This window comes from Streptomyces sp. NPDC057271 (genome assembly GCF_042668715.1).
GTDB lineage: Bacteria > Actinomycetota > Actinomycetes > Streptomycetales > Streptomycetaceae > Streptomyces.
This window is the reverse complement of sequence record NZ_JBHUYJ010000040.1, coordinates 45,022-64,696: the sequence shown is the minus strand read 5'-3', so window position 1 is coordinate 64,696 and position 19,675 is coordinate 45,022. Positions and strand designations below refer to the sequence as shown.

At 71.7% G+C, this 19,675-nt stretch carries 21 protein-coding genes; 12 read left to right on the top strand and 9 right to left on the bottom strand.

What is annotated here, in order from left to right; genetic code table 11:
* Nucleotides 1–337: 337 nt before the first annotated feature.
* Nucleotides 338–1,066, bottom strand: coding sequence for a TetR/AcrR family transcriptional regulator (locus tag ACFUJR_RS19990; RefSeq protein ID WP_383175855.1), 729 nt, complete (start codon nucleotides 1,064–1,066; stop codon nucleotides 338–340).
* A gap of 62 nt (nucleotides 1,067–1,128) precedes the next feature.
* Between ACFUJR_RS19990 and ACFUJR_RS19985 the strand changes: the two genes are divergently transcribed.
* The 3 genes from ACFUJR_RS19985 (at nucleotide 1,129) to ACFUJR_RS19975 (ending at nucleotide 4,101) form a co-directional block, all read left to right on the top strand.
* Nucleotides 1,129–2,067 carry an ATP-binding cassette domain-containing protein gene (locus tag ACFUJR_RS19985; protein WP_383175852.1) on the top strand — a complete coding sequence of 313 codons (939 nt, stop codon included), beginning with the start codon at nucleotides 1,129–1,131 and terminating at the stop codon, nucleotides 2,065–2,067.
* Nucleotides 2,064–2,840: an ABC transporter permease gene (locus ACFUJR_RS19980; RefSeq protein ID WP_383175849.1), complete on the top strand. Its 777-nt coding sequence runs from the start codon at nucleotides 2,064–2,066 to the stop codon at nucleotides 2,838–2,840. Before ACFUJR_RS19985 ends, ACFUJR_RS19980 begins: the two co-directional genes overlap by 4 nt.
* A 64-nt stretch (nucleotides 2,841–2,904) precedes the next feature.
* Nucleotides 2,905–4,101 (top strand): CaiB/BaiF CoA transferase family protein, encoded by a 1,197-nt coding sequence (locus tag ACFUJR_RS19975; RefSeq protein ID WP_383175846.1) that lies wholly within the window; start codon nucleotides 2,905–2,907, stop codon nucleotides 4,099–4,101.
* Between the two features lie 122 nt (nucleotides 4,102–4,223).
* Here ACFUJR_RS19975 and ACFUJR_RS19970 read toward each other — a convergent pair whose 3' ends face one another.
* Nucleotides 4,224–4,487 carry a hypothetical protein gene (locus tag ACFUJR_RS19970; protein ID WP_361846960.1) on the bottom strand — a complete coding sequence of 88 codons (264 nt, stop codon included), beginning with the start codon at nucleotides 4,485–4,487 and terminating at the stop codon, nucleotides 4,224–4,226.
* Between the two features lie 335 nt (nucleotides 4,488–4,822).
* Between ACFUJR_RS19970 and ACFUJR_RS19965 the strand changes: the two genes are divergently transcribed.
* Nucleotides 4,823–6,430 (top strand): serine/threonine-protein kinase, encoded by a 1,608-nt coding sequence (locus tag ACFUJR_RS19965; protein WP_383175842.1) that lies wholly within the window; start codon nucleotides 4,823–4,825, stop codon nucleotides 6,428–6,430.
* On the opposite strand, the gene ACFUJR_RS19960 is transcribed toward ACFUJR_RS19965, so the two are convergent.
* Nucleotides 6,414–7,220, bottom strand: coding sequence for an SGNH/GDSL hydrolase family protein (locus ACFUJR_RS19960; protein ID WP_383175839.1), 807 nt, complete (start codon nucleotides 7,218–7,220; stop codon nucleotides 6,414–6,416). The two genes, ACFUJR_RS19965 and ACFUJR_RS19960, sit on opposite strands and share 17 nt — an antisense overlap.
* A gap of 608 nt (nucleotides 7,221–7,828) precedes the next feature.
* Between ACFUJR_RS19960 and ACFUJR_RS19955 the strand changes: the two genes are divergently transcribed.
* The 4 genes from ACFUJR_RS19955 to ACFUJR_RS19940 all read left to right on the top strand — a co-directional run bounded on the left by ACFUJR_RS19955 (nucleotide 7,829) and on the right by ACFUJR_RS19940 (nucleotide 11,697).
* Nucleotides 7,829–8,656: a glycosyltransferase family 2 protein gene (locus tag ACFUJR_RS19955; RefSeq protein ID WP_383175836.1), complete on the top strand. Its 828-nt coding sequence runs from the start codon at nucleotides 7,829–7,831 to the stop codon at nucleotides 8,654–8,656.
* The gene (locus ACFUJR_RS19950; protein WP_383175833.1) at nucleotides 8,653–9,669 is read left to right on the top strand and encodes a glycosyltransferase family 2 protein; all 1,017 of its coding nucleotides are present in this window, start codon (nucleotides 8,653–8,655) and stop codon (nucleotides 9,667–9,669) included. The genes ACFUJR_RS19955 and ACFUJR_RS19950 overlap by 4 nt, the downstream gene beginning before the upstream one ends.
* Before the next feature lie 20 nt (nucleotides 9,670–9,689).
* The gene (locus tag ACFUJR_RS19945) at nucleotides 9,690–10,463 is read left to right on the top strand and encodes a polysaccharide deacetylase family protein (RefSeq protein WP_383175858.1); all 774 of its coding nucleotides are present in this window, start codon (nucleotides 9,690–9,692) and stop codon (nucleotides 10,461–10,463) included.
* An 82-nt stretch (nucleotides 10,464–10,545) separates the two neighbouring features.
* Nucleotides 10,546–11,697 carry a DUF5925 domain-containing protein gene (locus ACFUJR_RS19940; RefSeq protein WP_383175830.1) on the top strand — a complete coding sequence of 384 codons (1,152 nt, stop codon included), beginning with the start codon at nucleotides 10,546–10,548 and terminating at the stop codon, nucleotides 11,695–11,697.
* A gap of 74 nt (nucleotides 11,698–11,771) precedes the next feature.
* On the opposite strand, the gene ACFUJR_RS19935 is transcribed toward ACFUJR_RS19940, so the two are convergent.
* Nucleotides 11,772–12,146: a GntR family transcriptional regulator gene (locus ACFUJR_RS19935; protein WP_383175828.1), complete on the bottom strand. Its 375-nt coding sequence runs from the start codon at nucleotides 12,144–12,146 to the stop codon at nucleotides 11,772–11,774.
* Nucleotides 12,147–12,219: 73 nt separating this feature from the next.
* Between ACFUJR_RS19935 and ACFUJR_RS19930 the strand changes: the two genes are divergently transcribed.
* Both ACFUJR_RS19930 and ACFUJR_RS19925 read left to right on the top strand, forming a co-directional pair.
* Nucleotides 12,220–13,140, top strand: a complete 921-nt coding sequence (locus tag ACFUJR_RS19930) for a GNAT family N-acetyltransferase (protein WP_383175825.1) — start codon at nucleotides 12,220–12,222, stop codon at nucleotides 13,138–13,140.
* On the top strand, nucleotides 13,121–13,612 hold the full coding sequence (locus tag ACFUJR_RS19925) for a DUF402 domain-containing protein (RefSeq protein ID WP_383175822.1): 492 nt from the start codon (nucleotides 13,121–13,123) through the stop codon (nucleotides 13,610–13,612). Before ACFUJR_RS19930 ends, ACFUJR_RS19925 begins: the two co-directional genes overlap by 20 nt.
* Here ACFUJR_RS19925 and ACFUJR_RS19920 read toward each other — a convergent pair.
* The 4 genes from ACFUJR_RS19920 to ACFUJR_RS19905 all read right to left on the bottom strand — a co-directional run bounded on the left by ACFUJR_RS19920 (nucleotide 13,599) and on the right by ACFUJR_RS19905 (nucleotide 17,271).
* Entirely contained in the window at nucleotides 13,599–14,012 is a 414-nt protein-coding gene (locus tag ACFUJR_RS19920; RefSeq protein WP_383175819.1) for a DUF6299 family protein, read from the bottom strand. The two genes, ACFUJR_RS19925 and ACFUJR_RS19920, sit on opposite strands and share 14 nt — an antisense overlap.
* Before the next feature lie 258 nt (nucleotides 14,013–14,270).
* A complete protein-coding gene (locus ACFUJR_RS19915) occupies nucleotides 14,271–15,767 on the bottom strand; it encodes a tripartite tricarboxylate transporter permease (protein ID WP_383175816.1) in 1,497 nt (498 codons plus the stop codon).
* Nucleotides 15,768–15,769: 2 nt separating this feature from the next.
* Nucleotides 15,770–16,291 carry a tripartite tricarboxylate transporter TctB family protein gene (locus ACFUJR_RS19910; protein ID WP_383175813.1) on the bottom strand — a complete coding sequence of 174 codons (522 nt, stop codon included), beginning with the start codon at nucleotides 16,289–16,291 and terminating at the stop codon, nucleotides 15,770–15,772.
* Complete coding sequence (locus ACFUJR_RS19905; RefSeq protein WP_383175810.1) at nucleotides 16,288–17,271, bottom strand: Bug family tripartite tricarboxylate transporter substrate binding protein; 984 nt, start codon at nucleotides 17,269–17,271, stop codon at nucleotides 16,288–16,290. The genes ACFUJR_RS19910 and ACFUJR_RS19905 overlap by 4 nt, the downstream gene beginning before the upstream one ends.
* A 121-nt stretch (nucleotides 17,272–17,392) precedes the next feature.
* On the opposite strand from ACFUJR_RS19905, the gene ACFUJR_RS19900 reads away from it, so the two are divergent.
* Nucleotides 17,393–18,061: a response regulator gene (locus ACFUJR_RS19900; RefSeq protein ID WP_383175807.1), complete on the top strand. Its 669-nt coding sequence runs from the start codon at nucleotides 17,393–17,395 to the stop codon at nucleotides 18,059–18,061.
* Here the strand turns inward: ACFUJR_RS19900 and ACFUJR_RS19895 are convergent.
* Entirely contained in the window at nucleotides 18,043–18,612 is a 570-nt protein-coding gene (locus ACFUJR_RS19895) for a hypothetical protein (RefSeq protein WP_383175804.1), read from the bottom strand. The two genes, ACFUJR_RS19900 and ACFUJR_RS19895, sit on opposite strands and share 19 nt — an antisense overlap.
* A 146-nt stretch (nucleotides 18,613–18,758) precedes the next feature.
* On the opposite strand from ACFUJR_RS19895, the gene ACFUJR_RS19890 reads away from it, so the two are divergent.
* A complete protein-coding gene (locus tag ACFUJR_RS19890; RefSeq protein WP_383175802.1) occupies nucleotides 18,759–19,628 on the top strand; it encodes a GyrI-like domain-containing protein in 870 nt (289 codons plus the stop codon).
* Nucleotides 19,629–19,675 lie beyond the last annotated feature (47 nt).

Genomic DNA, 19,675 nt, shown 5'->3' with positions numbered 1-19,675 from the left:
GACGACATACCCAGACCAACGAACCCACGACCAATCGGTCATCACATCAACCGCTCGTCCCACCAAACGAAGCATGTGCGGAGGACGGGTCTAGGGGGTGTCGCGAACGTGGCGCCGTCCGCCCGAAGGGCGGGCCCCGCGGCGTCATGGGGATCCGCTGCCCGAGCGCAGCCGAGAGCTTGGGGGAGCGTGCGGTCGCAGGGCGCACGGCGGTCCTCGTACCGGGCGTACGCGGACGATCCCGACAAGGCGGCGTGGGGACACCTCCCGTGCCCGAAGGGCCACGGGAGAGTACGCGCCATGCACCGCGGGGCAGGCGGAACCTTCGCAACCCGCCCTACCAGGCGTCCACCCCTCGGGCGAAGGAGTCGAGGACCCGCGCAAGCGTCCGGTCGAAGATCTCCTCGGGGTCGAGGCGTTCGACGCCTGCGGCGCCGAACACGGCGGCCAGCCGGGGATAGGCGCCGCCCGCGAGCCGCTCCATGAGGTAGGCCCCGCGCACCGCCTGCTCCTGCTCCTCGGACCACGGCAGTCCGCGGGCGCGCTCGGCGACGGCGAGTTCGTTGGCGACGATCGTCATCACGGTGCCGTTGACCGTCGCGATCAGCTCCATCTTGGCCCCGCCGGGCAGGTCGAGGCCGTCCAGGCAGGCGAGACAGCCTTCGAGGAAGCGCAGCGCGTTGGGGCCGTAGGCGTATCCGGTCGTCATCAGCCGGATCACCCAGGGGTGGCGGCGCAGAATGCCCCGGGCCTCGCGGGCCACCTGGAGCATGTCCGCGCGCCAGTCGCCGCTCGGGGGCTCCGGAAGGTCGTACTCACCGCTGACGGCGTCGACCATCAGCTCGTACAGGTCCTCCTTGCGCGGCACGTAGTTGTAGAGCGACATCGTGCCGCAGCCGACGTCGGCCGCGATCCGGCGCATGGAGAGCCCGTCGATGCCGTCCGCGTCGGCGATGCGGACCGCCGCGGCCACGATGTCGGCCCTGGTGTACGCCGGTTTCGGGCCACGGCCCGTGCGCTCGGGGCGCGCCCAGATCACTTCGGGTTCGGCCGCTCGGCCCGCCATGGATCATCACCTCGCCACCATCGTAGTTACGTACAGCGTACGTAGTGCGGTATGGTCGCGCCATGACTACTACGTACGCTGTACTTAGTGAGGGGCTGACGAAGCGTTACGGCGAGGTCCACGCGCTGCGCGGACTCGATCTGGCCGTCCCCGAAGGCACGGTCTGCGGAGTCCTCGGCCCCAACGGAGCAGGCAAGACGACCGCCGTGCGCGTGCTGACCACGCTGGTCGCACCGGACGCGGGCAGCGCACGGGTCGCGGGCCGCGACGTGGTGCGTGACCCGGCGGGGGTGCGGAAGCGCATCGCGGTCACCGGCCAGTACGCCTCGGTCGACGGCGACCTCTCCGGCGCCGAGAACCTGCGGCTGTTCGCGAGGCTGCTGCGCGCCCCGCGCGCCCGGGCCGACGAACTCCTGGAGCGGTTCGGCCTCACGGAGGCCGCCGGGCGGCCCGCCCGCACCTACTCGGGCGGGATGCGGCGCCGGCTCGACCTCGCGGCGAGCCTGCTGGTCACCCCGCGGGTGCTCTTCCTCGACGAGCCGACGACGGGGCTCGACCCGCAGAGCCGGAACGGGATCTGGGACGCCGTACGGGGGTTGGCGTCCCAGGGCACGACCGTGCTGCTCACCACGCAGTACCTGGAGGAGGCCGACCGGCTCGCCGACGACATCGTGCTGATCGACCGGGGCCGGGCCGCGCACCGCGGCACCCCGGCCGAACTCAAGGCGACGATCGGCAGCCGGGCGGAGGTGGTGGTCGCCGACCCCGCGCTGCTGGAGGCGGCGGCGGGCGTGCTCGACCAGCTGACCGGCTCGGCGCCGGTCCTCGACGCCGAGCGCCGCACGGTCGGCGCGGTCACCACGGACACCACGCTCACGCTCCCCCGGCTCGTCCGCGAGATCGACGCTGCCGGGGTCCTGATCGTCGACGCGTCCCTGCGCCCGCCCACTCTCGACGAGGTGTTCCTGCGCCTCACCGACCGGAAGGAGCGCGCGGCATGAGCGCGCTGGTCCATGACGGAACCGCCATACTGGGCCGCCACCTGCAGAAGGTGCGGCGGGCCCCGGCGATCGTCGTCATGACGCAGACGATGCCGATCGTCTTCCTGCTCTTCTTCGGGTACGTCTTCGGCAGCGCGCTCGCCATGCCGGGCGCCGAGTACCGGGCGTATCTGATGCCCGGTCTGCTCGTGGCGACGGCCGCGGGCGGCGTCATGACGGGGATGTTCCAGGCCGCCCAGGACTCGCACCGGGGCGTCATGGACCGCTTCCGGACGATGCCGGTCAGCCGCGCCGCCGTACCGCTCGGGCAGGCGCTGGCCGATCTGGCGATCAGCGCGGTCGGCATGATCCCGATGATCCTCGTCGGGCTCGCCATGGGCTGGCGGATCGAGGGCTCCGCCCCGGAGGCGCTCGGCGCCTTCGGTCTGCTGCTGCTCTTCCGGTTCGCGGCGACCTGGGTGGGGATCCTGCTGGGCCTCGCCTCGCAGAGCGAGGAGGCGGCCGGCCAGCTGGGCAGCGCCACGTTCATGCTGCCGCTGCTCTCCAACGCGTACATCCCGACCGGGAACATGGCGGGCTGGCTGCGGACGATCGCCGAGTGGAACCCGATCTCCGCCGTCACCACCGCGGTAAGGGACCTCTTCGGCAACGCGGCCGTCCCTGCGGACGCCGCCTGGCCGGTGGCGCATCCCGTGGCCGGCTCGCTGCTCTGGTCACTGGCGCTGATCGCCGTCTTCGCCCCGGCGGCCGTCCGCCGGTACGCCCTCGGGTGACACGGGCCCACGGGTGACGAGGGTGACGGTGACAACGGCGGTGACCAGAGGGTAGGGAGGGCTGATGAGCATCCAGCCACTCCCCCTGGAGGGGATCACGGTCGTCGCGGTCGAGCAGGCCGTCGCCGCCCCCTTCGCCACCCGTCAGCTCGCAGATCTGGGCGCCCGCGTCATCAAGATCGAGCGCCCGGACGGTGGTGACTTCGCGCGCGGGTACGACACGGCGGCGCGCGGGCTCGCCTCGCACTTCGTCTGGTGCAACCGCGGCAAGGAGTCGGTGGCGGTCGACCTCAAGGACGGGCGGGGGCTCGACCTGGTCCGCCGGCTGGTCGCCGGGGCCGACGTCTTCGTACAGAACCTGGCGCAGGGTGCGGCGGCCCGGCTCGGCCTGGACGCGGCCACCCTCTGCGCCGCGCACCCGCGACTGATCGCGGTCGACGTCTCGGGGTACGGCCCGGGCGGGCCGTACGCGCACAAGCGGGCGTACGACATGCTCGTGCAGTGCGAGGCGGGTCTGGTGTCGGTGACCGGGAGCGAGGAGCAGCCGGTCAAGTCGGGAATCCCCGCGGCGGACATCGCGGCGGGGATGTACGCGTACGCGGGCGTGCTCGCCGCGCTGGTGCGTCGCGGGACGACCGGGCGGGGCGGACCGGTGGAGGTGTCACTGCTCGACTCGCTGGCCGAGTGGATGGGGCATCCGCTGCACCACGGGATGCACGGGGGCACGGCACCGGCGCGCACCGGTCTGGCGCACGCCGTCATCGCACCCTACGACGCCTATCCGACGGCCGACGGGAGCCTGGTGCTGCTGTCGGTCCAGAACGACCGCGAGTGGCGCCGACTGGCCGAACAGGTGCTGGAGCAACCGGATCTGGCGGACGATCAGGAGTTCGCGACGAACACGGCCCGGGTGGCCGGGCGCTCACGTACGGACGCGGTGGTGGCGGCGGCACTGGCGCCGCTGACGGCGGCGGAGGCCCTGGCACGCCTGGAGGCGGCCGGGATCGCGTGCGCACGGCTGAACACGGTCGCGGATCTGGCGGAGCATCCACAGTTGGCGGCGCGGGACCGCTGGCGGACCGTCGCCTCGGCGGCCGGGCCCCTGCGGACCCTGCTGCCGCCCGTCACCTTCCCGGACGGCCCCGAAGCCCGGATGGGCCGCATCCCGGCTTTGGGGGAGGACACGGATGCGGTGCTCGGCGAGCTGGGGGTGGGTCCGGCGGAGCGGGAGGAGCTACGTCAGGACGGCGTCGTGGCCTGAGGGCCGCGGGGTGCGGGGGTGGGCAGACGCCGTCGTCGGGGTGTGCCCACCCTCCCGCAGAGCTTCTCCCGGGTGACCCCAGCTCTGCGGATCAGATGCCCACGACCCCGAAGGAGCGCCGACTAGCCGCGGCTGCCGAAGAGGCTGCGACGCAGGCGACGCAGCGGGGCGAAGAGCGAGACGCGCGCGCTCTTGCTGCGGCGGCTGTGCGCGACGTCACGGGACGTCAGCTCTCGCATCAGCAGCGTCGCCTCGGCCGCCTCACGCTGGGGCACGACAGGACCGCCGAGCACCGCGAGATGACGGTCGAGCCGCGAACTGGTCGCGCTGCTTCCGCACGTGATGGCAGGCACTCGCGGCCTGCTGCGCATTGCTATCTGTTCCATGTCACTCCCCACCCTGACGAGGGCACCCGGCCCGGGCAGGTTAACCCTATCGCCCCGCTGTGACACCCGTGTATCCCGACGGCAGGATTCACCGCACTCGTACGGGGGTTGACGACTACTGTCCGAATCCATCTGATTCCAGGGCGAGTTGGACAGCGCTCGAACACCTGCCGAACCACCACGAACCATCCTGCACGCAAGGGTTCCGGCGGGGTCGTCTGACGGTGTGTGATCTCCGCCACCAAGATCACCTCACACCTTCCCCGTGGTGTTCGAAGTACGCGGCCGAGGGGCAGGAATGCTCCACCGGGGCCGTCGACGGATGGGGACACGCCATGACCGTGATCGCGGGGCGGTACCGGCTCCTGGACATGCTGGGACAGGGCGGCATGGGCACCGTCTGGCGCGCCAGGGACGAGGTCCTCGGCCGTGACGTGGCGGTGAAGGAGGTCCGCGCCCCGGCCGGCCTCACCGGCGACGACGAGCGCCGGCTGTACGCCCGGCTCGAGCGGGAGGCCTGGGCGGCCGCCCGGATCTCGCACCGCAACGTGGTGACGGTCTACGACGTGGCCACCGAGGACGGTCGCCCCTGGATCGTGATGGAGCTGATCCCCGGGCTCACCCTGTCCGACGTACTGGACGCGGAGGGCCCGATGCCAGCGCGGCGCGCCGCGCTGATCGGCGCCGAGGTGCTGGCGGCCCTGACCGCGGCGCACGAGGCGGGAGTGCTGCACCGGGACGTGAAACCCGGCAACGTCCTGCTGGGCAACGACGGCCGGGTCGTGCTGACCGACTTCGGCATCGCGGCGGTGCAGGGTACGTCTCCCCTCACGATGACGGGTGAGTTGATCGGGTCGCCCGAATTCCTCGCGCCCGAGCGAGCGTTGGGCCGGACCCCGGGACCGGCCTCGGATCTGTGGTCGCTCGGCGTGCTGCTCTACGCGGCAGTGGAGGGCCACTCGCCGTTCCGTCAGGACACTCCGCTGAGCACGCTGCGCGCCGTGGTGGACGAGGAGCTGCCGCCTCCGCGGCGGGCCGGGGAGCTCGCACCGGTGATCGAGGGCCTGTTGCGCAAGGATCCGCGCGAGCGCCTGCAGGCTTTTGCCGCGGAACGGCAGTTGCGGATCGTGGGAGCCGGCGGCAGCGCGGCGTCGGGCGCGGGCCCCGCGCCGGCCGGGCCGGGGCCTTCGCGGCCGGTGCCCTCGGAGCCGTACGAGCCGGACCGCCGGGGCGCGGGTGGCGCCCACACCCCGCCGTTGCCCCTGCCCGTCCCGCCGCCCGCCTCGGACCCGGGGCACCCGGATCGATCCGGACGGACGGTGGGCGTCCTCGCGGCGGGGATCGTCCTTCTACTGCTGGCCGTGGGCGGACTGACCTACGCGCTGCTGCGGGACGAGGGCGACCGCGCCCCGGGGCCCGGCGGAGGGCCGACGAGCAGTTCCCCGGCGACGAGTCCACCGCCGACGAAGACGCCCTCGACCGGTCCGACCGGCACGACACCCACTCCGACCGGCACGACGGACACACCGACCTCCGCACCGCCGGCGCCGACGGTCCTGGTCCATGTGCGGGCGGTACGCGACGTTTACAGCGGCTCCTGCCCGCCGCCCGAGGAGCGGGCGCCCGCCTTCGCCGCCACACTCACGGTGAGCCGCACGCCCGCCTCCGTGGAGTACCGCTGGGTCACGGAGAGCGGCGAGAGTCCGGCGGAGGACGGCTGGCGACGGCTGGAGTTCCCGGGCGGCGGACCGTCGGAGCGGAGCGTCGAGCACACGGAGCCGACGCACGGGGAGGACGACACCCGCCGGGACCGGATCCGGATGGAGGTGCGTTCCCCGGTCGAGAAGAATTCGAACTGGGTGGCGTTCTCGGTGACCTGCGAGCAGGCGACCCCGACGGGCGGGGTCACCTACCCGGACGGCAGCCCTACACCACAGCCCTGAAGCTGGGCAGGTAGCCGCCGGACTGACCGGAGGCGGTGGGGTGGTACGACTCGCCGATGTTGAGCCAGTTGACGCTGTGCAGCCACGCCGAGCCGGAGCAGATCTCGTGTCCGGTGAAGGCGGGGACGACGCTCGCGAAGGTGTAGCCGTGGTCCGCCGCGCGCTTGGCGGTGGCCGCGTTGAGGATGTCGGACCCTTCGTTGATGGCGCGACGCTCGTTCTCGCTCAGACCGGCGATGCAGCTGCCGCCGATCTTGTAGAAGCGCGGATAGCCGAGGACGACGACCCGGGCGTTCGGGGCCTTGGATCTGATGGCCGAATACACGGCGTCGAGCTTCCCCGGGAGGGTGCTGTCGACGTAGGCCTTGGCTTGATTTACCCGGTTGATGCAGGAGGCCTCCGACTGGAGGACGCAGGTGGTCATGACGTCCGCGAAGCCGGCGTCGTTGCCTCCGATCGTGATGGAGACCAGGTCGGTGGCGGTGGAGAGGGGGCCGAGCTGTCCGCTCGTCACATCACCCGTTCGGGCGCCTGAGCAAGCGGTGAACGCGAATGACGAGGGTGAGTTCGCGTTCTTCCAGAGGACGGGGAAGGCCTTGGTGGAGCGCTTGCAGTTGCCGCTGGCGCTGTCGTAGCTGCCGGCACCGACGCCGGAGGAGTACGAGTCACCGAGCGCCACGTAGTCGAGAGCTGCGGTTTCGGCTGCCTGCGCGGTACCCGCCCCGGTGAGGGCGAGGACGGCACCGAGCAGGAGCGAGGACGAGAATGCCACGAATCGGGACCTTTTCATGGAACCTCCCTGTAGCAGGATCACTGCGCTACTAGGTAGTAGCAGCGCGCCGGGCCCGCTGGAAGTGTCCATGCCAAAGAGATTTGGCGAGTAGCTGCCGACGCCCCGTCAGGGACCGTCGAGATCAAGCCATCTGATGGATCTTGCATCGAAATGAATTCGCACAACAATGCGCACGGGTTTCATTCGACCCCAATGACACCACCAGACAAACAGATTACGAAAAACCGACCGGGGCAGTTCCGCATCTGACCGCCGAAGGGCGCCAATTAGCAGAAAGGGGAGTCACCGATCCAGGTCTTGCCATACAGTCCCAATCATCAATACCGTCGTACATCTCACCCGCATCGGACCGACGCGCTCAACGGCTCAGGGGAGGGCTTCAGCGTCGCGAGGTTCCGGAGCGGGGCGCGGCAGGGGGGGCAGTGCCCGACGTACGCATGCGTGCGCCGGGTCGCGTTGCCGCGCGGTCTGAGATGCCAACTCACCCATGTCGTACGGCGATTGTTGGCTGTGCGGACGGGGCGAGTACCCCCCTTTCGTAACCGGACAGACCACCGGACAGCCCGGGGGCGGGCGGTCCACCGGACGAGAGGGAAACACCACTCATGAGTTCATTCCTGCGCCCGGCCGTCGACCACGAAGCGGTGGACCAGAGCCGAATAGCAGCCCAATACAAGGCCATCACCTCGCATTTGGCGATCACTCCGCCGGTGAGTGTCGTCATCCCCGCGATGAACGAAGCGGAAAACCTTCCGTACGTCTTCAAGTCGCTGCCCGACTGGATCCACGAAGTGGTTCTCGTCGACGGAGACTCCACCGACGACACCGTCCGTGTGGCGCGCGAACTCCGGCCCGACGTCAAGGTCGTCAAGCAGGTCGGCAAGGGCAAGGGCGACGCGCTCATCAGCGGGTTCGCCGCCTGCACCGGCGACATCATCGTGATGGTCGACGCGGACGGCTCCGCCTACGGCCAGGAGATCGTCTCCTACGTCTCCGCGCTGGTCGGCGGCGCCGACTTCGCCAAGGGCTCCCGCTTCGCCAACGGCGGCGGCACGGACGACATGACACCCGTCCGCCGACTCGGCAACTGGGCCCTCTGCGCCCTGGTCAACCGCAGGTTCGGTGCCCGCTACACCGACCTCTGCTACGGCTACAACGCCTTCTGGCGCCACTGCCTCGACAAGGTCACCCTGGACTGCACCGGCTTCGAGATCGAGACCCTGATCAACATCCGGGTCGTCAAGGCCGGCCTCAAGGTCCAGGAGGTCCCGAGCCACGAGTACCTGCGCATCCACGGCGTCAGCAACCTCAACGCCGTACGCGACGGCATCCGGGTCCTCAAGGTCATCCTCAGGGAGAAGGGCGTCAGACGCGCGGTCCGCCGCCGGCCGAACGTCTTCTCGGTCAACGTCCCCCGGGGAGAGACCTCTTGAGCGACCGTGGGTTCTCCGTCGTGATCTGCGTCTACACGGAGGACCGCTGGGAGGACATCCTCGCGGCGGTCGACTCCGTACGGGACCAGTCGCAGCCGGCCCGGGAGATCCTGCTCGTGGTCGACCACAACGAGCGGCTGCGGGCCCGGCTGTCCGCACGGTTCACGGACGGGGCAGGGCGGACGGAGGAGGTGCGGGTGCTCGCCAACGCGGGCCCCCGCGGCCTCTCCTCCGGACGCAACACCGGAATCGTCGCCGCCCGGGGCGAGTTCGTGGCCTTCCTCGACGACGACGCCGTGGCCGAGCGGGACTGGCTGCGGTACTTCGCCGAGGCGTACGACGATCCAAGGGTCATGGCGGTGGGCGGGCGGACCGTGCCCGCCTGGGCGTCGGGCCGGCGGCCCGACTGGTTCCCCGAGGAGTTCGACTGGGTCGTCGGCTGCACCTACCGCGGCCTGCCCCCGGGGCGGGCCCGGGTACGCAACGTGCTGGGCGGCAACGCCTCCTTCCGGCGTACGGCCTTCGACGCGGCGGGCGGCTTCGCCACCGGCATCGGGCGGGACGGCGACCGCCGGCCGCTCGGCTGCGAGGAGACCGAGCTGTGCATCCGGCTCTCGCAGGCCCTCCCCGACGCCGTCCTGCTGATCGACGACCGGTCCGTCATCCACCACAAGGTCCCGTCCACGCGCGAGCGCTTCGGCTACTTCCGTACCCGGACGTACGCCGAGGGGCTCTCCAAGGCGCTCGTGTCCCGAAGTGTCGGCGCGAGCAAGGGGCTTGAGGCGGAGCGACGGTACATCACCCGGGTGTTGCCGGCCGGCGTCGTCCGCGGTCTGCGCGACGCGCTGCTCGGCCGCCCGGGGGGCGCGGGTCGGGCGGGCGCGATCGTGACGGGCGTGACGACGGCGGCCGTCGGCTACGTACGGGGGGCGCTGCGGGCGCGCGAGGGCGGTGCGACGTTCTCGTCCGGGCCGATCCCGCACCGCCGGGACGCCCCGGAGGTGGCCGCGTGAGCGAACCCGTACCGATCCTGATGTACCACGCGGTGGACCACGAGCCCGCTCCTGCCACCCGCCGGCTGTCCGTCTCCCCCGAGGCGTTCGCCGTGCAGATGGCGGTCGTCGCGGACCGCGGGTTCACCGCCCTCACCACGGCCGAGCTGGCCGAGTCCTGGCGCACGGGCCGGAGCCTGCCCGCGCGCCCGGTCCTCATCACCTTCGACGACGGTTACGAGGGGGTGCACCGGCACGCGCTGCCCGTGCTCGCCAAGCACGGCTTCGCGTCGACGCTCTTCGTCTCCACGAGCTGGCTCCGGGGCGAACACGACGAGGGCGGCGCCCTGGACACCATGCTCGACTGGGACCAGGTGCGCGAACTGGCGGCCGCGGGTACGGAGATCGGCGGTCACACCCACACCCATCCGCAGCTCGACCAGGTCGACGAGCGGCGCCTCTGGTACGAGACCCTGCGCTGCAGGGAGCTCGTCCGGGAGGAACTCGGCCGCGCGCCGATGTCGTTCGCCTACCCGTACGGCTACTCCGACCGCCGTGTACGGCGCACCGTCCGCGCGGCCGGCTACGCCCAGGCTCTCGCCGTCGGGAACGGGACGGCGCGACGCCGGCAGGGGCCGTACGCGCTGGAGCGGCTGACCGTACGGAGGTCCACCGGGATCGAGGAGTTCGAACGCCTCGTGGAGGGCCGGGCGCTCATCCGTACCTTCGCCGCCGACCGGGCGCTGACCAAGGGCTACGCGCTGGTGCGCCGGACCCGGGCAGCGCTCCGCTCGGCGGAACGGTACGGGCTCTGAGGATCCGGGGCCCCGGCGGGCCCCGGATCGTCCCGTTCAAAACACCGTGCACGGAATGCCCGGTTGCCGGATCATGGTCGCCATGTCTGCCACGCCATCCGAGGGTTCCGCGCCGTCCGGGCCCGCGCCGTCCGGCAGTCCCGCACCGTCCGAGCCGCATCGGGCGCTGCCCATCCGGCTCAACGTCGACGACAGCGACTCGCCGTCCGACGTCATCGACGCGCTCTTCCTCGGCCGGTTCGCCACGGGCGAGCAGCCGCACTCCCACAGCACGTCCCTGGACCGGGTGAAGCCCGCGGCGACGCTCCTTCCCGCCGGGGCGACGGTGGTGCGCGCGGCCAAGGACGACGACCGCGCCGCCGTGCTCGCCGAGGGCGAGGGCTGGACGCTGCTGATCTCCCGCTGGAGCCGCGGCGCGGACGTCACGGTCACCGCGACCGCGCCCGAGCTGGCGGAGAGGATCCTCAAGGAGGCGACGGACGGGGCGAAGGACGAGCCCGAGCCCCAGCCCGAGAACGTGACGATGGGCTTCTGGTACGTGTCGCCGCGGCGCGGCCCGCACCGCACGACCCGGCAGATCAGCGCGGGGACCTGGGAGGAGGTCCGGCCGAACTACACGGCGCCCGTGGCCGACGCGATGGACCGGCTGATGAAGGTCACCCCGGACGACATCGCGGGTCGGCTGCTGCTGCTCCACGGTCCGCCGGGCACCGGGAAGACCTCGGCGCTGCGCACCCTCGCCCGCTCCTGGCGGGACTGGTGCCAGGTGGACTGCGTCCTGGACCCGGAGCGGCTCTTCAACGACGTCGGCTATCTGATGGACATCGCGATCGGCGAGGACGAGGGCACCGCGAAGGGGCGGTGGCGGCTGCTGCTCCTGGAGGACTGCGACGAACTGATCCGCGGCGAGGCGAAGCACACGGCGGGGCAGGCACTGTCCCGGCTGCTGAACCTGACGGACGGGCTGCTCGGCCAGGGCCGGAACGTCCTGGTCGGCGTCACGACCAACGAGGACCTGGAACGGCTGCACCCGGCTGTGGTCCGCCCCGGCCGCTGCCTGGCGCGGATCGAGGTCGGCGGGCTGACCCGGAGCGAGGCGGTGGGGTGGCTGGGCCGCGAGGAGGGTGTGGGCCGCGAGGGCGCGACACTGGCGGAGCTGTACGCCCTGCGGCGCGGCACCTCGGCTCCCGGACTCCCGGAGCCCCGAACCCCGGACGCGGGACTGTACCTGTAGGGCGGGCCCCTGCTGCGGGACGGCCCCCTCCTGCGGGCGGCAGGGGCCGCCGCCGTACGCCCCGCCGGGCCGGCTCAGTTTTCGTAGGCCGCCCTCAGCGCGTCCGCCACGGCCGCCGACGCCGCCTCGTGGGTGAGGCCCAGGCGCCTCGCCTCCCCCGCGTATGTCGCCGCCGCGCCCGCCGCCAGGCGGGCCGCCGCGTCGCCCGCCGCCGCGACGAACGTGCCGTGCCGGCCCCGGGTCTCGATGACGCCGTCCGCCTCCAGCGACTTGTACGCCTTGGCGACCGTGTTCGCCGCGAGGCCCAGCTCCTCCGCCAGGCCGCGTACCGTCGGCAGCTTGTAGCCGACCGGTACCGCGCCGGAGCGGGCGCGCTCCGCGATCTGGGCGCGCAGTTGTTCGTACGGGGCGGTCGACGAGTCCGTGTCCACGGTGATTCGCAATGTCACGGCCCGATTCTCCCCCCGCCCCGGGGGAAAATGGGAGGCGGCCGCGCCACATCGGCACGTACCGTGCGGCACCATGACTGTGATCGTCCGTGATGTACTCCCGGAGGACGCCGAGCACTTCGCGCGCGTCCGGCGCGCCGCTCTCCCGTTCATGCTGACGAACGCCGCTCAGGTGGCTTTCGACTGGGCCCACGCCCATCCCGACGCGCACAGCCGGCCGCTGGTCGCCGAGATCGACGGCGAGATCGTCGGCACCGCCCAGCTCGGCATCGTTCACGACGCGCCGGAGGCCGGTGTCGGCTCGGTCAACGTCTACGTCCACCCGGAGAAGCGGAGGCTCGGCGCCGGCACGCTGCTCGTACGGGCATCCGAGGAGCACCTCGCGCGGTGCGGGGCGACCACGCTCTACAGCTGGGTGCTGGACGGTCCTGAGTTCCGCGGCTTCGCCGAGCGGCGTGGATACGCCGCCCGGCGTTCCGCGCACTTCCTCCGCCTCGACCTCGGCTCCGCCGAGCTGCCGCCGCTCGCGGAGCCGCCGGCCGGTGTCGAGCTGCGGAGTGCCGCCTCGTTCGCCGCCGATCCCCGTCCGCTGTTCGCCCTCGACGCGCTGACCACGGCCGACGAGCCGAGCGATGTCGGTGCCGAGCTGACGGACTACGAGCACTGGCTGGCGACCACCTGGAACCATCCGCTGTTCGACGCCGAGCTGACCACCGTCGCGGTCGTCGACGGCCGCCCCGCCGCGTTCAGCGCCGCCCAGACCGACGGCCGGGGAGGGTACAACTCCGGAATGACCGGCACCGCCCCGGGCTTCCGTGGACGCGGCCTCGCCAAGCTCGCCAAGAACCACTCCCTGCACCGGGCCAGGGCGGCCGGCTGTACGGAGGCGTTCACCGGGAACGACGCGGGCAACGGGCCGATGCTGGCGATCAACACATGGTTCGGATACGAGATCTGCGCGACGGAGGTACGTCATGCCCGCACGCTCGGTTGAGGTCGTGCTCGTGAAGGCGGGACGCACGAAGATCCGCTACCCCGCCGAGGTCGTCGCCGACGACGGCACCCTGCTGTCGGTCCGCGCCCCGTGGGCGGCCGAGGGGGTGCGGGACTTCGGCTTCGTACGGTTCGAGCCGGGTGATGTGTTCGTGGAGCACTACTGGCGCGACCGCTGGTACGCGGTCAAGGAGGTCCGCTCCGCGGAGGGGACGCTCAAGGGCTGGTACTGCGACGTCACCCGGCCCGCCGAGGTCGAGGGCGCGGAGGTCGTGGTCGAGGACCTGGACCTGGATCTGTGGGTGTCGGCGGACGGCAGCGAGGTGCTGCGGCTCGACGAGGACGAGTTCCAGGCGAGCGGCCTTGCCGCCTCCGACCCGGAGGCGGCGGCCCGCGCCGTCGACGCCCTCGACGAGCTCGAACTGCTCGGCCGCGAGGGGCTCGTCAGGCTGCTCGGCGTCAGCCGAGGATGACGTCCGACTCCTGCGCGGCGAGGAAGCCGGGCAGGGGCACGCCCAGCGGCCCCGAGGGCGTGAGCTGCATCAGGGTCGCCTGCACGCGGGCCGCGCCGGGCCGGTAGCCGGGCTCCTTCACGACGGCCGTGTTGGACCAGTCGCGCACCTGGCCGTCACAGACGGCGCGCGTTCCGCCGATACCGGCGGAACGGTCCGCCTGGACGAGTGTGCTGCTGACGAAGACCGGTCCCGCGCTGTCGTCGAGGCAGCGGTACGTGCCGGAGACGGTGACCGTGCCGTCGGCGGCGACCGTGCCGTACGCGTCGACGGAGAGGTCGTCGGCGGAGTCCGCGTGGGCGGTGCCGGCCGCGGCGGCGACCAGCAGCGAGCCCAGCGAGAGGGCGAGACGGATGCGCATGGGGGAGATCCCTTCCGGGGTGGGGTGTATCGCCCGCCAGGGATATCGGATCAAGCCTCGAAGTGGCTGAAAATCACCCTATCGGGGGCGAGTTGAGGCGCTCGCGGTAATGAATACGGTCGTACGGTCCGTCCGCTCGACGCGGTGGTGAGGGGCGGCTTCGGTCACGGCCTTCACCCGGGGGACGTCGGTGCTGGGCGCATGGGTCCCCCACGCCCGCAAGGGCGCGGGGGAAGGGTGTCCCGCGGGGGGCCTCTGTCATGCCGACACGCCACGACGGCGGACGATCACCTTCTTCAGCAGCGGCCAGGCCAGGAGGACGGCGATGACGGCGTACACGGTCACCGAGAAGGGCGTGTTCACGAGGCCCGCGAGCGAGCCGTCGCTGATCTGGAGGGCGCGGCGCAGCTGCTGTTCGGCGGCCGGGCCGAGGATGACGCCGATGACGGCGGGCAGCACGGGAAGTCCGTAGCGCCGCATGCCGAAGCCGATGAGGCCGATGATCAGCAGGATGACGAGGTCGAGCGCCTCGCCGCCGACCGCGTACGCGCCGACGGCGGCGAAGAAGAGGATGCCGGCGTAGAGGTAGGGGCGCGGGATGCGGAGCAGCCTGGCCCAGACGGGCGCGAGCGGCAGGTTGAGCGCGAGCAGCAGGACCATGCCGACGAAGAGCGAGGCGATCAGGCCCCAGACCAGGTCGGGTTCGCGTTCGAAGAGCAGCGGTCCCGGCTGGATGCCGTACTGCTGGAACGCGGCGAGCATGACGGCGGCGACGGCGGTCGTGGGCAGGCCCAGGGTCAGCATGGAGACGAGCGTCCCGGCCGCTGAGGCGGAGGCGGCGGACTCGGGTCCCGCGACGCCCTCGATGGCGCCCCGGCCGAACTGGTCCCTGTGCTTCGAGAACCGCTTCTCGGTGACGTACGAGAGGAAGGTCGGGATCTCGGCGCCGCCCGCCGGGATCGCGCCGAACGGGAAGCCGATGACCGGGCCCCGCAGCCAGGACTTCCAGGTGCGCCGCACGTCGTCCCTGCCGAGCCACGGCCGGCCGACCGGGATGGCCTCGCCCGCCGTACGGCGCAGATGTGCGGAGACCCAGAGCGCCTCGCCGATGGCGAAGAGGCCGACCGCGACGATCACGACGTCGATGCCGTCGGCGAGCTGGAGCGATCCGAAGGTGAGGCGCTGCTGTCCGGTCATCTGGTCGAGCCCGACCAGGCCGAGGGTGAGGCCGATGAGGAGCGAGGCGAGGCCGCGGATCCGGGAGGAGCCGAGGACGGAGGTCACTGCGATGAACGCGAGGACCATGATGGCGAAGTAGTCGGGCGCTCCGATGTCGACGGCGAGCGCGGCCACAGTGGGCGCGAGGGCGACGAGCAGGAGCGTTCCGATCATGCCGCCGGTGAAGTGGCCTATGGCGGCTGCCGCGAGCGCCTGAGCGCCGCGGCCGGCCTTGGCCATGGGGTTGCCCTCCATGGCGGCGACGACGGCCGCGCTCTCACCGGGGGTGTTGAGCAGGATCGAGGTGGTGGAGCCGCCGAACATCGCTCCGTAGTAGATGCCGGCGAACATGATGAAGGCGCCGGTCGGTTCGAGTCCGTACGTCACCGGGAGCAGCAGGGCGACGGCCATGGCGGGGCCGATGCCGGGCAGGACGCCGATGGCGGTCCCGAGGAGCACGCCGATGGCGGCCCACAGCAGGTTCGTCGGGGTGAGGGCGGTACCGAATCCGTCGATCAGGGAGTTCAGTGAGTCCACGGTCAGAGCACTCCCATCAGCGGGCCGCCGGGCAGCGGAACTCCGAGCAGGTTGTTGAAGACGACGTAGGTGAGGAGGGAGAGCCCGGCAGCGATCAGCGGGTCGCGGTGGAGGTGGCGGCTGCCGAGCGCGTAGGCGGCGCCCCAGAAGAGCAGGGCTCCGGAGACGGGAAAGCCGACGGGGCCGATGAGGACGGCGAAGGCGAGGAAGACGCCGGCGAGGAGCAGGACCGTGCGCCAGTCGGCGGGCTCGGAGAGGTCGACGTCCTCGCCGCCCTCGGACTCGCCGCGGCCGCCGCGCAGGACGTCGATGGCGAGGAGGACGGCGACGACGAGCAGGCCGGCGCCGACGACGACGGGGACGGTCTTCGGGCCGACGGGACCGCGCTGGGCGATGTCGACGGTCATGGTGAGGGCGTCGGTGAGGACGAGGACGCCGATGACGAAGAGGAGGGCGCCGACGCCGAGTTCGGAGTGCTCGCGCAGCCAGGAGGAGGCTCGTTTCCCCGTGGTCGCCGTCGTCACAGTCCCAGCTCCTTGAGTACCGACGCGACCTGCGCGTTCTGCTCGGTGAGGAAGGTGCCGAACTGCTCGCCGGGCAGGAAGGCGTCGTTCCAACCGTTCTTCCTCAGCGACTCGCGCCACTGGGGGGAGTCGTGCAGCTCGGCCGCCAGGCCGACGAGCTTGTCGCGCTCGGCGTCGGAGAGGCCGGGCGGGGCGACGATGCCGCGCCAGTTGATGAACTCGGTGTCGAGCCCGGCCTCGCGCAGGGTGGGGGCGTCCAGGCCGGGGACCCGCTCCGCGCCGGTGACGGCGAGGAGCCGCAGCTCGCCGGATTCGATCTGGTCGAGGTACTCGCCGACGCCGGAGACGCCGAAGGCGACCTTGTCGCCGAGGATGGAGGCGAGGAGCTCGCCGCCGCCGTCGAAGGGGACGTAGTTGACGCTCCTCGGGGCGATGCCCGCGGCCCTGGCCATCAGCATCGGGGCGAGGTGGTCGGGTCCGCCGGGCGCGGAACCACCGCCGACGGGCAGCTTGCCGGGGTCCTTCTTCCAGGCGGTGAGCAGGTCCTGGATGGTCTTGTACGGGGAGTTCTTGCCGACCACGACGATGTCCTGCTCCATGGTGAGCCGGGCGATCGGAGTGGTGTCGGCGAGGGTCTTCGGGGTCTTGTTGGTGTGGACGGCGCCGACGACGCCGAGGCCCATGGACATGGCGAGCTTGCCGTTGCCGTGCTCGCCGACGAGCCGGGTGAGGCCGACGGTGCCGCCGGCGCCGGGCAGGTTGAAGACCTCGATGCCGGTGGTGAGACCGGCGTCCTCGGCGTTCTTGGCCGCCGTGCGGGCGGTGATGTCGTATCCGCCGCCGGGTGTGTTGGGGACCATGAAACGCAGGCCCGGGATCCGGGTGCCCGTGTCGGAGCCGCTGCCGGTGGCGAGCAGGGGCGGCCCCACCGACACCAGCAGCGCGGCCCCGAGCAGGGCGAGGGGGGTGCGCAGACGCACGTGTGCCGCCTCTCGATAGGTGTGTGAAGTGGCCCACATGTTGCCCGCGCGTGAAGAACCTGTCTCTCTTCCGCAATCAACGGACGTTGTGGTCCTTGTGGTCGCGATTTAGCGTGTCGGCGTGACGAAGGTGCTGGTGGTGGACGACGACTTCATGGTCGCGAAGCTGCACAGCCGTTATGTGTCGGCCGTGGACGGTTTCTCCGTCGTCGGGGCCGCGCACAGCGGCGGTGAGGCGCTGCGCCTCGCCGACCGGCTGCGCCCGGATCTCGTCCTGCTCGACATCTACCTGCCCGACATGGACGGCGTCTCGGTCCTGCGCGAGCTGCGCGGGGCGGGTCTCGCGGTCGACGCCCTGTTCATCACGGCGGCGCGGGACGCGGGCATGATCCGCTCGGCGCTGCGCGCGGGGGCGCTGCACTATCTGATCAAGCCGTTCAACCAGTCGGCACTCCAGGAGCAGCTGCGGCACGTGGCCTCGCTGCGGAGCCGGCTGGACGGACTGGACGAGGCGCGCCAGGAGGACGTGGACCAGATCTTCGGCACCCGCCCGCCGGGCTCGCGCGAACTCCCGAAGGGCCTCGCCGCTCACACCGCGGAGCTGGTGGACGGCATCCTGCGGGCTCACCCGGAGGGCCTGTCGGCGACGGAGTGCGCGGAGGCGGGCTCCCTGTCCCGGGTCAGCGCGCGCCGCTACCTGGAGTACTTCGCGGAGACGGGCCGCGCGGACATCACCCTCCGCTACGGCGGAACGGGCCGCCCGGAACGCCGCTACCGCCGGCTGGGCTGACGGCGTCCACGGCGCTTGCCGAGCAGGCGTCCCTGCTCCGCCTGGAGCCGGGCGAAGCCGTCGCGGGCGTACTCGTGTATCGCCCCGGCCGGGAACACGACCACGGAGAGGTGGTCGGTGAAGTCGTCCCGCTCCCAGCGGGCGGCGGTGATCTCGAAGCCGGCGACATGCGCGTACAGGTCCAGGAGGACGGGCGGCATACCCGGCTCGTCCAGCAGATCCGCGTGGCGGACGACGACGTCGCGCATGGCGCGGATGTTGGGCAGGAAGACCGTGCCGGCCCAGAGCCGCCACGCGGTCAGCTCCCCCTCGGTGGGCGGCGTCGCGTCCCGGAAGGGCGACACGCCGCCGGGCCTGGCGTGCTGGGCCAGGAACTCCTCGAACATGCGCGAGTTCGTGCTGGTGAGTGCGTACAACGGACCGTAGAAGTCGGCGAGTTGCCGGTTGACCCGGGCGAGCCGCTCCTGCCGCTGGGCGAGTCGGAGCCCGTTGAGGTACGTGACGAGGTATCCGGCGAAGGCCAGGACGATGGTGAGGACCGCTGCACTCATGATCCGGATGCTAGTTCGACGACGACGGTCCGCGGTGCCGTGCCACGGTGCCGTGAAGGATCCGGGTCCGCATGATCGGATCGGTCCGGATCTGTCGGGCGGGGCCGGGGTGGGTCTTGCCAGGGTTGAAGTCGAAAGGAGGCCTTGTGATCTCGGCACTCAACCAGCTTGTCGATCTCGTCGAGGAGCACCTCGCGGAGGAGCCCGATGTCCAGGCGTTGGCGGAGGCGCTCGGCACGACCGAGTACCACCTGCGCCGGATGTTCTCGTCGTTGGCCGGTATGCCGCTGTCGGAGTACGTGCGGAGGCGGCGCATGACCGTCGCCGCCGCCGACGTCGTCCGGGGTGAGGGGGATCTGCTGAGCATCGCGGTCCGGCACGGTTACGGCTCGAGCGAAGCGTTCGGACGTGCGTTCCGGGCGGTCCACGGCGCCGGCCCCGGTGCCGTACGCCGCGACGGAGGCCCCTTGCGCACACAACCGCAGCTCAGGTTCCGCCTGACCGTCGAAGGGAGCGTCCCCATGGACACCCGCCTCGTCAACCGACCCGCTTTCCGGCTCATCGGGCACGCCACCCGGGTCCCGCTCGTCCATCAGGGCGTCAACCCGCACATCCAGGAGCACATCGCCGCACTGCCCCAGGAGGAACACCTGCGGCTCAAGGCACTCGGCGACACCGAACCAGGAGGCCTGCTGCAGATCAGCGACGAGCTCGACCCCGACGCGAGGGAGGGCAGCGAACTGACGTATCTCCACGGGGTCGCGGTGGGTTGGGACACGCCGGCCCCGGACGACCTCGACGCCATCGAGGTGCCGGACGGGATGTGGGCGGTCTTCCGTACCAGCGGACCGCATCCGCAGGCCCTGCAGACGACGTGGGCGGCGACCGCGACCGACTGGTTCCCTTCCAACCCGTGGCGCCTGCGACCGGGGCCCTCGATCGTCGCCACCCTCGGACGCGCGGACGACTTCACCACCGCGACCTGCGAGCTGTGGCTGCCCGTCGAACCGGCGTGACGCACGACCGGTCGTGTCCGAGCGCTTCGGACGGGCGGATTCCGCCG